This window comes from Vibrio sp. 10N.239.312.C11 (genome assembly GCF_041466065.1).
Taxonomy (GTDB): Bacteria; Pseudomonadota; Gammaproteobacteria; order Enterobacterales; family Vibrionaceae; genus Vibrio; species Vibrio tasmaniensis_A.
This window is the reverse complement of sequence record NZ_JBFSRZ010000012.1, coordinates 52,212-64,825: the sequence shown is the minus strand read 5'-3', so window position 1 is coordinate 64,825 and position 12,614 is coordinate 52,212. Positions and strand designations below refer to the sequence as shown.

At 45.6% G+C, this 12,614-nt stretch carries 10 protein-coding genes; all 10 read right to left on the bottom strand.

Going from position 1 to position 12,614, the window contains the following annotated elements:
- Positions 1–35 precede the first annotated feature (35 nt).
- Positions 36–1,265, bottom strand: coding sequence for a cell division protein FtsZ (gene ftsZ / locus AB6D07_RS07830; RefSeq protein ID WP_012603216.1), 1,230 nt, complete (start codon positions 1,263–1,265; stop codon positions 36–38).
- Positions 1,266–1,296: 31 nt separating this feature from the next.
- On the bottom strand, positions 1,297–2,565 hold the full coding sequence (gene ftsA, locus AB6D07_RS07825) for a cell division protein FtsA (RefSeq protein ID WP_004729844.1): 1,269 nt from the start codon (positions 2,563–2,565) through the stop codon (positions 1,297–1,299).
- A complete protein-coding gene (locus AB6D07_RS07820; protein ID WP_372091247.1) occupies positions 2,558–3,337 on the bottom strand; it encodes a cell division protein FtsQ/DivIB in 780 nt (259 codons plus the stop codon). The genes ftsA and AB6D07_RS07820 overlap by 8 nt, the downstream gene beginning before the upstream one ends.
- 191 nt (positions 3,338–3,528) lie before the next feature.
- Complete coding sequence (gene murC / locus AB6D07_RS07815; RefSeq protein ID WP_012603213.1) at positions 3,529–4,989, bottom strand: UDP-N-acetylmuramate--L-alanine ligase; 1,461 nt, start codon at positions 4,987–4,989, stop codon at positions 3,529–3,531.
- A gap of 13 nt (positions 4,990–5,002) precedes the next feature.
- Positions 5,003–6,064 (bottom strand): undecaprenyldiphospho-muramoylpentapeptide beta-N-acetylglucosaminyltransferase, encoded by a 1,062-nt coding sequence (gene murG, locus AB6D07_RS07810; RefSeq protein WP_372091249.1) that lies wholly within the window; start codon positions 6,062–6,064, stop codon positions 5,003–5,005.
- A gap of 13 nt (positions 6,065–6,077) precedes the next feature.
- A complete protein-coding gene (gene ftsW, locus AB6D07_RS07805) occupies positions 6,078–7,274 on the bottom strand; it encodes a cell division protein FtsW (protein WP_009848956.1) in 1,197 nt (398 codons plus the stop codon).
- Between the two features lie 22 nt (positions 7,275–7,296).
- On the bottom strand, positions 7,297–8,613 hold the full coding sequence (gene murD / locus AB6D07_RS07800) for a UDP-N-acetylmuramoyl-L-alanine--D-glutamate ligase (RefSeq protein ID WP_017102966.1): 1,317 nt from the start codon (positions 8,611–8,613) through the stop codon (positions 7,297–7,299).
- A gap of 58 nt (positions 8,614–8,671) precedes the next feature.
- The gene (gene mraY / locus AB6D07_RS07795) at positions 8,672–9,754 is read right to left on the bottom strand and encodes a phospho-N-acetylmuramoyl-pentapeptide-transferase (protein ID WP_009848954.1); all 1,083 of its coding nucleotides are present in this window, start codon (positions 9,752–9,754) and stop codon (positions 8,672–8,674) included.
- Complete coding sequence (murF, locus tag AB6D07_RS07790) at positions 9,751–11,124, bottom strand: UDP-N-acetylmuramoyl-tripeptide--D-alanyl-D-alanine ligase (protein ID WP_017102965.1); 1,374 nt, start codon at positions 11,122–11,124, stop codon at positions 9,751–9,753. Before murF ends, mraY begins: the two co-directional genes overlap by 4 nt.
- Positions 11,124–12,608, bottom strand: a complete 1,485-nt coding sequence (murE, locus tag AB6D07_RS07785; RefSeq protein ID WP_017102964.1) for a UDP-N-acetylmuramoyl-L-alanyl-D-glutamate--2,6-diaminopimelate ligase — start codon at positions 12,606–12,608, stop codon at positions 11,124–11,126. The genes murF and murE overlap by 1 nt, the downstream gene beginning before the upstream one ends.
- Positions 12,609–12,614: the final 6 nt, after the last annotated feature.

Below are 12,614 nucleotides of genomic sequence, written 5' to 3'. Positions count from 1 at the left end.
CATTAATTCGACGATAGTCAAACTTTGGGTATTTGTTAATCAGCCTGACGTCGTAAGAATGCCGGAATATCTAAGTATCCACTCTCTTTCTCAGCTTTAGGTGCTGCACTTTGGCTAGCGCCTGTACCTGAAGAAACAGGTGACGTTGTTGGCTGCGGCTTAACTTGAGGTTTTACCTCAGTTTTTTCTTGCAATGGTTGTGCCACTTTATCTTCCACTTTTGGTGCAGTTTGAGCCGCGACCTGTGGTTGAGGAGTTGGTGCAACCTTAGCTTTACCACCAGCAACTAATGTAATGTCTGGTTTTTTCTCTGTGCCGATACCTGTTGCTACAACAGTTACACGGATTTCATCCGTCATATCAGGGTCTAGAGAAGTACCAATCACAACTGTTGCGTTATCAGATGCGAATGCCTTAACTGTATTACCTACTGTTTCGAATTCATCTAAGCGCATATCTAGGCCTGCTGTGATATTCACAAGAACGCCACGAGCGCCAGCTAGGTCGATGTCTTCTAGTAGTGGGCTAGAAATTGCCGTTTCAGCAGCTTCTTCAGCACGGTCTTCGCCTTTTGCGATACCGCTACCCATCATTGCATGACCCATCTCTGACATTACGGTGCGAACATCCGCGAAATCGACGTTAATCATACCTGGGCGAGTAATTAGCTCAGCGATACCTTGTACAGCATTTTTAAGTACATCATTTGCACTTGCGAAAGCTTCTAGCAGAGTGACGCCGCGGCCAAGTACCTTAAGTAGCTTTTCATTTGGAATCGTAATTAAAGAATCCACATGCTTAGAAAGCTCTTCGATACCTTGCTCAGCAAACGCTAAACGTTTTTTGCCTTCGAAGCTAAATGGCTTAGTTACAACAGCAACCGTTAGCACACCCAGCTCTTTCGCAACTTCAGCAATAACTGGAGCAGCACCTGTACCCGTACCACCGCCCATACCAGCTGCGATAAATACCATATCGGCGCCAGTTAGAACTTCTTTAATTCTTTCTCGATCTTCGAGAGCTGCATCACGGCCTACTTGTGGGTTTGCACCAGCGCCCAAACCTTTAGTGATATCACCACCAATTTGGATCACGCTGCTAACGCTTGTTTTACGAAGTGCTTGTGCATCAGTGTTAACACTGATGAATTCTACACCTTCGATTGATTCACGCACCATGTGCTCAACAGCGTTACCGCCACCGCCACCAACTCCAACGACTTTAATTACTGCATCGTCAGACATTTCCATCATCGGTTCAAACATGTGTTATCTCCGTTTTTTCCTGCAACTCAGGTTAAAACTCTTTTTGTATCCAATTACGCAATTTACCAAATAAACCAGACATAGAAGGTGCTGAACGCTTAGGTTCGCTGTAATCACCTTCATCGCTGATCTGACAATCTCTTGCGTAATGAAGTAAACCAACCGCCGTAGAATGATACGGCTCTTTAACATAGTCGGTTAAACCACTAACTTCTAACGGCTTACCAACTCGAACTTGATTGCGGAAAACACGTTCCGCACACTCTACCAATCCGTCAATTTGTGCCGCTCCACCAGTGAGAACGACGCCAGCTGCAAGGTGGTGTTTAATACCTTCATCTCGTAGCTGTAATTGAACCGTATCAATAGTTTGGTTAACGAGCCCCATAAGTTCAGTGTAACGTGGTTCAATCACTTCCGACAAAGTTTGTCTTTGCAAACTTCTCGATGGACGGCCACCTACACTAGGGACGTTAACAGAATCATCCTTGCTTACGAGTTCACTCAGAGCGCAACCATGGTTTACTTTTATCTCTTCAGCATCGCTCACTGGCGTGCCAAAAGCGAAGGCAATATCACTGGTTACTGCATTTCCTGCGTAAGAAAAGACTTCTGTGTGTCGCAGTGCGCCGCCAGTCCAAATGGAGATATCCATCGTACCAGCACCAATATCAACAACACAGACTCCAAGCTCTCTCTCGTCGTCAGTAATTACCGCATTACTTGAGGCAAGTCCTGAAAACACGATTTGTTCTACAGTGAGACCACATCGTTCAACAGCTTTAATAATATTTCTCGCCATGTCGCTATGGCAAGAAATTAGGTGAACACTGACTTCCATTCGAACACCAGATAAACCAAGTGGGTTCTTAATCCCTTCTTGATAATCAATGGTAAATTCCTGAGGGATCACGTGCAGAATTCTCTGCTCATCACCTATTTTAATTGATTTCGCGGTATGGATCGCTCGATCCATATCGTCTTGAGACACTTCTTCATCAGAGATAGTGCCCATGCCTTTTTCAATTCGGCTTGCGATATGTTTACCCGATAGCGAGATAAATACATTGCTGATTTGGCATTCCGCCATCAACTCTGCTTGATCAATCGCTCGCTGAACCGACTTAACTACCGACTCTAGGTCGTTTACACCACCTTTATCCATACCTCTGGATGGGCTTTGCCCAGAACCAATGATATTGATTTGACCATCAGGCAATATTTCACCAACTAGAGCTGATATGGTCGCAGTGCCTATATCAAGACCAACGATTATGTTGTCATCTGCGGTCTTAGTCATCTGTACTCTCTTCTAACTCTTGCTCTGGAAACCAGCCTACAGCGGCTCCCGTATCGTACCTGAGGTCGATGTAGCTCACTTGATTCGCCTTACTACCTAATTCGTTGTAAAGCGAAATAAAGCGCTCAACACGCTCATCTAAAAAATCTTTACCTAATTCTAAACGAATACCGTTGTCTAGAATGATTTGCCAGGCGCGACGCTCATTGAGAACGAGCGAGGTAACGGTTAACCCTAGGCTGTTAATTAAAGGCGTTATCTGTCGCCACTTTTCAATCACTTGTTGGCTAGTGCCATCTGGACCGTAAAGTTTAACTCTATCACCCTTCAAAAGGCCAATATCACCATTAAACACCTGACTATCTTCATTCAACAGCATATTGCCATTCCAGATAGCTGTCGCATGATACTCAGTCAAAAATACTTTTATTGTGTCTGGCCACTGCTTACGAATCGAGACAACAGAAACCCAAGGCAACGCTTCTAAACTGTGTTGCAACACGCCAATATCTTGAGACATGAATGTTCCAATATGCTCTAGCTCGCTAAAGGCATGTTGAACATCACCAGCGGTTACATAAGTTAAGTCGCCTTGCAGTACTATTTTCGAGAGAGGCAATCGCTGATCGTCCCACATCCAAGTCAGTGTGGTATAGAAAAGAAATCCAATGAATAGCAATACCATGACAAAAAAAGACCCGCCTAAGGCGTGTTTCTTGAGCGACGGTAAACTGAATAGGTGGCGGTTTTCGCTAAAAGTACTTTCTACCAAAGCCCGCATTCCCTGTCGTTGGTTCGCAATTCTATTCCCTATCTTCGTAATAGAGGTAAAAGCACTTACTTTAACCTATGAATTATACTGAGCAAAATTAAACTATCAAACGTTGATAATAAGATTTTTGGTCAATTTTAGGTCAATCGCAAGAAGTGAGCGATTGACCACAGTCTGTAGACAGTATTCTGTTACGCGTTCTGCATTTTATTAATGTCTAACTGTAACGATTCCAACTGCTTCGCTACTCGACCAACATCGCCTGCACCCTGCGTTAAAACAAGGTCACCGCCTTGAATTACGTTGGCTAAAGCCGATGGCAGTGCGTTGATATCGGCAACAAAGATTGGATCTATCTTACCACGCCCGCGAATAGTTCGACTTAATGAACGTCCATCAGCCCCTGCAATTGGTTTCTCACCTGCAGAATAAACATCTAATAGAATAAGTACATCAACTTGCTCAAGAACATTCGCAAAATCATCATATAGATCACGAGTACGGCTGTAACGGTGCGGTTGGAAGATCATAACAAGACGCTTATCAGTCCAACCACTTCGTGCTGCTTGAATGGTTACGTCCACTTCGGTTGGGTGATGACCGTAATCATCGACCAGCATTGCAACGCCTTTACCTGTTTCGTACTCACCTAGATGATCAAAACGACGACCCGTACCTTCGGTTCCCGCCATCGCTTTTAGAATCGCTTCATCGCTGATGTCATCTTCTGTTGCAACAGCAATCGCTGCTGAGGCATTCAATGCATTGTGACGACCCGGAATGTTTAACGTGATATCAAGGTTAGCTTTACCTTCACGTACCACCGTGAACTTGCCTTGCTGGCCTTCTTGCACGTAGTTCTCAATACGAATATCCGCATCTTCTGAGAAACCGTAAGTAATCACTTGGCGGCTAACCTGAGGAATAAGCTCACGCACTACAGGATCATCAACACACATCACAGCCTGACCGTAGAATGGTAGGTTGTGTAAGAAATCAATAAACGTCTGCTTCAGCGTTTCAAAATCGCCGCCGTAAGTATCCATATGATCCGCTTCGATGTTAGTGACGATACTAACCATTGGTTGCAGATGTAAGAATGAAGCATCACTCTCATCGGCTTCAGCGATAAGAATACGGCTCGAACCTAAACGTGCGTTAGTACCTGCACTTTTCACCAAACCACCGTTTACGAAGGTTGGATCTAGGCCTGCTTCAGAGTAAATCTGTGTCACTAGCGCAGTCGTGGTTGTTTTACCGTGTGTACCTGCCACAGCAATACCGTGACGAAAACGCATTAGCTCAGCCAGCATTTCTGCACGACGAACGATCGGTGTGCGCGCTTCACGAGCAGCAATAATTTCTGGGTTTTCTTCGTTGATAGCGGTTGAAACCACCACCACACTTGCATCGGCAACGTTACTTGCTTGGTGACCAACGTAAACAGTAGCCCCCTTGCTAACTAAGCGTTCTGTCACTGGATTTTGAGCAATATCAGAACCTGTGATCTGGTAGCCTTCATTAAGCAAGACTTCAGCAATCCCGCTCATTCCGGCACCACCAATACCAATGAAGTGGATAGATTTAACACGGCGCATCTCTGGCACCATTGCACGGATTTGCGCTAAGTCTTGGGTATGTTCAATCGTCATCAATTCAATCTCATTATTTTGCTAAAGCTTTGATCGCTTCAGCGACAGTCACATCAGCATCAAGCTTGGCGGCTTGACGAGCTTTTGTTGCCATCATTTTTAATTCATTTCTATCAAGCTGCGCGATAGTGTTCGCGAGTTTATCAGCCGTTAGTTGAGGCTGTTCAATCATTAACGCCGCGCCACATTCGACTAAATGATCGGCATTCAACGCTTGTTGTCTGTCTTTGTGCATAAACGGAACGAAAATAGAACCTACACCAGCAGCAGACACTTCAGATACGGTTAATGCACCAGAGCGACACACTAATAGATCTGCCCACTCATAAGCTTGCGCCACATCATCAATAAATTCAGTCACTTGAAAATTATCTACAGAATGTGATTTGTATTGTTCAATCACTTGCTGTTGATTGTTCTTACCTGCTTGATGCACCACAGTGAAGCCTTCACCAAGCTGCGCCATCGTTACTGGCAAGGTATCGTTCAGGATTTTTGCTCCCTGACTACCGCCCATAACCAAGATGCGGATGTCACCATCACGCTCAGCCATGCGTTGCTCGGGGTCAGCTAAGGCAACAACATCTTCGCGTACTGGGTTACCCACCACTTCTGCGGTAGAAAACGCACCAGGAAAAGCTTGGAAAACCTTTTTAGCAATCTTAGACAGCCATTGGTTGGTTAAACCTGCCACTGCATTTTGTTCATGTAGAACCACTGGAATACCAGATAACCAAGCCGCGATACCACCCGGGCCACTGACGTAACCACCCATGCCAAGCACCACATCAGGTTGCCATGCTTTAATATGTCGTCTGGCTTGAAGTATGGCATTAATAATCTGGAACGGCGCTTTAATTAGCTTGCTAATGCCTTGACCACGCAGGCCTTTCACCTTAATGAAGTCGATCTCAATACCATGCTTTGGCACCAGATCCGCTTCCATTCGGTCCGCAGTTCCTAACCAGCGAATTTCCCAACCTTGTTGCTGAAGCTTTTTCGCCACCGCTAACCCAGGGAAAACGTGACCGCCAGTACCACCAGCCATCACTAAAAGTTTTTTGTTTTGTTTCATAACGTTATGATTCTTATTCTACTAATTCGTTTTGATTGTCGGCTTGTTCTTTCTGTTGCACTCGGCATTCATGATCGATACGCAGCAGCATAGAAACCGCTACTGACATCACGATAAGGCTTGAGCCACCGTAACTGATCAGCGGTAAGGTTAACCCCTTGGTCGGAACAATACCTGAAGCGGCACCGACATTAACAAGCGTCTGAAAAGCAAACCAAATACCAATGCCAAACGCCAGATAACCGCTGAACACTTGGTCGTTTTCGAAAGCTTTTTTGCCAATAAAAATAGCTTTAAAAACCAAACTAAAGATCAGCATCAACACTAAGGTTACGCCAACAAAACCCAACTCTTCAGCCAGTACAGCAAAAACAAAATCGGTGTGTGCTTCAGGTAGGTACTCGAGTTTTTGAATTGAATTACCAAGCCCTTGCCCCATCCAATCACCACGACCGAACGCCATCAATGATTGAGTTAGCTGATAACCACTACCAAACGGGTCACTCCAAGGTTCCCAGAATGACGTAACACGTCGAACACGATAAGGCTCAATAACAATCAATCCCACAACGGCAGCAATACCTGCCACCATTAAGGCTATAAATTGTGACAGCTTAGCACCTGCGATAAACAACATGCCAAACAAGGTAACCAACATTACGACAACGGTACCCAAATCGGGCTGGCCAAGTAGCAACACCGCAAAGGCACCGAACACCATGATCGGTTTACCAAAACCACCGAAGAAGGTTTTTCTCACTTCATCCTGTTTACGTACCAAATAGCCCGCCATAAAGATAAACAGAGATAACTTAGCGACTTCAGCAGGTTGTAAGTTAAACAGCCCGAGAGGAATCCAACGTGAGGCACCGTTAACCGACTTACCGACGGCTAACACCACCACTAGCAAAAAGAAGGATAAGCCCAATAGGTACATACTGTATTGAAACCAGCGTTTCATCGGGATTTGTAATATTACGCTGGATACACCTAACGCTAACACCAGGAAAATGGCGTGGCGGAACATGAAGTGAAACGGCTGATCGGTTAAACGAGCACTGATTGGGAACGAAGCCGACGTTACCATTACCAAGCCCGTCAGCATCAGTCCAAGAGCAATCCATACCAACTGACGATCGTAGAGCGCCTCTGGTGTGGCACGGTTAAGCCATTGCCAAATAGATTGATTAATCTCTTTCACTCTTTGCACTGAATGTTAGTCCTTCAACACGTTAGGCATACTCATGAGCAAGTTCAGTGAACGCATCACCTCTCGCCATGAAGTTATTAAATTGATCGAAGCTTGCACATGCAGGAGACAACATCACCATGTCACCCGACACCAATTGTGCAGAGATACTCTCGATGATGTCACGCATGGTATCAAACGTCTTAGCCGATGGATGTAATGGCATAAATTGCGCAGCATCTTCACCGAAGCAACACAGTTGTACGCGGTCTAGTTGCGCCAACACGGGGTTAAGCTCGCTAAAGTCAGCACCTTTGCCCACACCTCCGACTAAGAGATACAAAGTACCTTGGTATTCTAATCCCGACAGAGCCGCTAATGTACTGGCTACGTTGGTCGCTTTCGAGTCGTTAACCCATTTAATTTCGCGTTTGTCAGCCACTACTTGGCAACGATGCGTCAAACCATTGTAGGCTTTCAAAGCTTCAAGACTTTTGCTGTAATCGATACCGACTTGCTTAAGTAGTGCTAAAGAGACTAAAGCATTCGCCACATTATGACGTCCAACCAATGTTAAATCTTGGCTAGGAAGTACAGGCTTGCCGTTGTCCGTTAGCCATTCAGTACCATCAATCGTCACCACACCAAACTCTTGGTCGTCGAGTCCGAATGTCACTAATGGCATACTGTGGTCAGGATAAGTCTCTTTGTCTTCGCGGTTTACAATCGCGTACTGAGCGTTGTTAAAAATTCTTAATTTGGCGTCACGGTAATCGGCCATGCCTTGATAGCGATCCATATGATCTTCTGACAAGTTCAAAAAGGCCGCCGCTGCAAGGTTTAGACTGGATGTTGTCTCTAGCTGAAAGCTTGAAAGCTCAAGGACATATAAATCAGCATCAAGCTCAAGAAGGTCTAAGGCAGGAATACCGATGTTGCCACCAACACCAACGTTAAGACCAGCAGCCTTTGCAAGTACACCCGTTAGATCGGTCACTGTGCTCTTGCCATTGGAACCCGTGATAGCCACAACAGGTTTGTCTACCGCCCAGCCAAACAGTTCAATATCGCCAACAACCGGAGTTCCCGCTTGAATAACATCTTGTATTTCAGGCGTCGCTAAGGCGATACCTGGGTTAGCAACCACTAAATCAGCTTCCGCTAACCATTGGCTATTCCAACTTCCAGAATGCAGCTCTACCGATTCAGGCAAAGATTCTTTTCCTGGTGGTAGCTCTCGCGTATCAATTACCTTCACATGCGTATGAGGTTGATATTTTACGAGATGTTTAACGACAGAGAGCCCGGTAATACCGAGCCCCACAACCACTACATTTTGAATATTTTGCCAATGTTCCATTTAAACAAGATGCTCTTAATAGTTTTAAAGAGCCTCTCATTAAGAGGCTCAGATAGGATTAACGAACTTTCAGCGTTGCTAAGCCAACCAGTACTAATACCATTGAAATGATCCAAAAACGCACGATGACACGTGGCTCCGGCCAACCTTTCAGTTCATAGTGGTGGTGAATTGGTGCCATGCGGAAAATACGCTGACCGCGCAATTTGTAAGAGCCAACTTGCAGTATCACTGACAAAGTCTCCATTACAAACACACCGCCCATGATAACCAATACCAACTCTTGGCGAACTAACACAGCGATCACACCCAGAGCACCACCAAGCGCTAGCGAGCCAACATCGCCCATGAATACTTGTGCAGGATAAGTGTTGAACCATAGAAAACCAAGTCCAGCACCTACGATAGCAGTACATACCACAACCAGCTCGGAGGTGTATGGGATGTATGGAATGTGTAAGTATGACGCAAAGTTAACGTTACCGGTCGCCCAAGCAATTACAGCAAAACCAGCCGCAACCATAACCGTTGGCATAATGGCCAAGCCGTCTAGGCCGTCTGTTAGGTTTACCGCGTTACTGGTTCCCACAATAACAAAGTAAGTTAGTACGATATACAGTAAACCAAGTTGTGGCATCACATCTTTAAAGAAAGGAACAACCAATTGAGTTGCTGCAGTATCGTGCCCGTGAGCATACAGAGCAAACGCCACGACTAACGCAATTGCTGATTGCCAGAAGTACTTCCAGCGAGCGATCAAACCATCGGTGTTCTTACGAACGACTTTACGGTAGTCATCAACAAAGCCAACCGCGCCATAACCAGCAAGTACAACTAATACAGCCCAAACATAAGGATTCGAGAGATCAGCCCACATCAATACCGTAATAATGATCGCAGCAAGGATCATCACACCGCCCATGGTTGGCGTGCCACGTTTGCTGAAATGAGATTCAGGGCCGTCATTACGAACAACTTGGCCAATTTGTAGCATTTGCAGACGCTCAATTAAACGAGGTCCCATCCACAGTGACAGACATAACGCCGTCAAAATACTCGCGATTGCACGAAACGATAAGTATTCGAACAAACGGAAAAAAGAAAAGTGTGGCTGTAGTAGCTCTGCAAGCCAAATTATCATGAAAAGTTCTCCTTTAAAGCAGCGGCTATTTTACTCATTCCTGCACTATTCGCGCCTTTTACCAATAAGGTATGTGACACGCTTTCTGGCAAGCTTAGGTGCTGCTCTATGTGCGCGATCATCGCTTGATGCGTTGTAAAGTGGGTACCATTACAGACCTCACTAATCACCTTGGTATCATCACCGTAAGTAAGTACATGCTCAAAAGCGAATGGGGCAGCATATTCACCGACTTGACGGTGAAGTGCAAGGCTTTCATCGCCTAATTCAGCCATATTACCTAAAATTAACCAACGTTGACCTTTGAAGCTCGAGAGTAGCTTCGCTGCCGCCTTCATTGCTGGCACGCTGGCGTTGTAACTGTCATCTATGAGTTTGATATTCTGACTTAATTGTTGAACCTCAACTCGCCCTTTGACAGAGATCAGATTCGCTAAACCATTTTTCACCTCATCAAGCGAGGCTCCAAATTGGATGCTCAACGCTGCAGCTGCTAATGCATTCGCTACGTTATGTTGGCCGATGATACCAAGCTCAACAAATATGGCCCCTTGAGGTGTCTGCATATCAAAGCACGCTTCACCTTGCTCATTGATGCAAATATTCTTGGCAAAATAATCCGCCTTGCTGTCGCTTTCTGAAAATGTCAGCACGCTTTTATCTGCAAGCACGTCATTCCAAAAGTCACCACCGTTGCTCTCTAGATTAACAATAGCAGTATCATCAGCAGCAAGCCCCTGAAAGATTTCACCTTTCGCTTGTTTCACACCATTGATAGACCCAAAGCCTTCTAAGTGCGCTGCAGCTACGTTATTAACTAACGCCACCTGTGGTTTCACAAGCTGCGTGGTATAGGCAATTTCACCAATGTGGTTCGCGCCCAGTTCTATCACGGCATAGTCGTCATTTGCTTCACTGCGCAGCAAGGTCAATGGCACTCCAATATCATTATTGAAGTTACCTGCGGTAAACAACACCTTGCCACGTTGCTGCAGAATGCTTGCCACCATCTCTTTAACCGTCGTTTTACCACAACTGCCTGTAATCGCCATGGTTGGCACGTTACACTGTTTGTGGATCCAAGCACTTAGCTGACCTAAAGCAAGTTTAGTTTCTTCAACAACCACCTGAGTAATATTTAGGTCAAGTTTTCGTTCGACTAACAACGCGCTCGCATTAGCCTCTACCGCTTGATGACAAAAGTCATGCGCATCAAAACGCTCGCCAACAAGAGCAACAAACAGTGCACCCTCTTCAACGGTTCGAGTGTCAGTAGAAACCGCATTAATAACACTATTGCTCGACTTGTCAGCCTCAATCAGCTGACCGCTCACCGCTGAACAAATCTGCTCGAGTGATACATCAATCATTATGAAATACCTAAAAGTTGTAGCGCAGACTCTCGATCTGAGTAATGGATCGTTTCGTCTTTCAATACTTGGTAATCCTCATGGCCTTTACCAGCCAAAAGAATAATGTCATTACTGCCAGCCTGTTCTAGGGCAAACTTAACCGCTTGATAGCGGTCGTGCTCGACGAATGCAGATTCAGGTTCGCTTAAACCAGCTAGCATGTCTTTAACAATCAGTGCAGGCTCTTCGCTGCGAGGGTTGTCATCTGAAATAATAATTTTGTCGGCAAACTGCTCTGCTGTAACTGCCATCATTGGGCGCTTACCTGTGTCGCGATCGCCACCACAACCGAAGATAGCCCACAGCTTTCCAGAGCAGTGTACACGCAATGCTGCCAATGCTTTTTCTAGCGCATCGGGCGTATGCGCGTAATCGACAACGACTTTTGCTTTGCTCGGAACTTGAAACAGTTCCATACGACCAATAACAGGTTGAAGCTGAGACGCGGTGTCGACCAAGGTTTGCTTGTCGATGCCTAATGAAAGCAAAGTCGCGAAAGCAACCAGTACGTTTGATGCGTTGAACTGACCAATCAATGGAACCGAAAGATCACCTTGCCCCCAGCTACCATCGAAAGAGAGCTTAATCCCAGTTTCTGCATAGGCGACATCAGATGCCCACACCGACTGTTGGTAACCAGACAACGGAAGCAATGAAACAGCTATTGCATTGGACAAATCTGACATCCACGCTTTGCCGACTTTATCATCCACATTGATCACTGCATGTTTGCATTTGTGTTGAGTAAACAGGCTTTTCTTAGCCAATGCGTACTCTTCCATCGTGCCGTGGTAATCAAGGTGATCACGACTCAGGTTAGTGAACACACCAACCTCAAAATCCAATGCTTTTACTCGGCCTTGAACCAAACCATGAGAAGAGATTTCCATCGCGGTATAAACTGCACTTTCCTCAGCCAACTCGCTCAGTGTACGTTGTATTTCAATCGCGCTGCCTGTGGTATTAGCCGCTGTTTTTAGGTTATCTAAGAAGCCATTACCCGTGGTGCCCATTACCGCCGAACGCTGGCCGACCAAATCAAGCCACTGAGCAATCAATTGGGTGATGGTGGTTTTGCCATTGGTGCCGGTAACACCAATCAACTTAGTCGCTTGAGAAGAATAAACTCGGCCAGCCAGTTCGGAGAGAATTGAATTTAGCTCAGAGACATAAACAACAGGAACTGCATTTAACCACTCAACCAAGCCATGAGCTTTGTCATCACTCGCTTGTGCAATGACAGCTTTCGCACCTTGAGCGACGGCTTTGTCGATAAAGCGACGACCATCAATGGCATGTCCAACAATGGCAACAAAAATATCGCCTTCCTTGATGGTACGGCTATCCAACTCCAATTGCTCAACAGCAATCGCATCTAGCTCAAGTGAACTAAAGTCCCCCCAAGGAGAAAGTAAAGATGACAGCGTGAGGCTATTACTCATATTGAA

Bases quoted from the DNA above. Each gene is read 5' to 3' on its own strand.
- murF (WP_017102965.1), bottom strand. From the start codon at position 11,124: ATGATTGATGTATCACTCGAGCAGATTTGTTCAGCGGTGAGCGGTCAG.
- murC (WP_012603213.1), bottom strand. From the start codon at position 4,989: ATGACGATTGAACATACCCAAGACTTAGCGCAAATCCGTGCAATGGTG.
- murD (WP_017102966.1), bottom strand. From the start codon at position 8,613: ATGGAACATTGGCAAAATATTCAAAATGTAGTGGTTGTGGGGCTCGGT.
- mraY (WP_009848954.1), bottom strand. From the start codon at position 9,754: ATGATAATTTGGCTTGCAGAGCTACTACAGCCACACTTTTCTTTTTTC.
- ftsA (WP_004729844.1), bottom strand. From the start codon at position 2,565: ATGACTAAGACCGCAGATGACAACATAATCGTTGGTCTTGATATAGGC.
- ftsZ (WP_012603216.1), bottom strand. From the start codon at position 1,265: ATGTTTGAACCGATGATGGAAATGTCTGACGATGCAGTAATTAAAGTC.
- murG (WP_372091249.1), bottom strand. From the start codon at position 6,064: ATGAAACAAAACAAAAAACTTTTAGTGATGGCTGGTGGTACTGGCGGT.
- murE (WP_017102964.1), bottom strand. From the start codon at position 12,608: ATGAGTAATAGCCTCACGCTGTCATCTTTACTTTCTCCTTGGGGGGAC.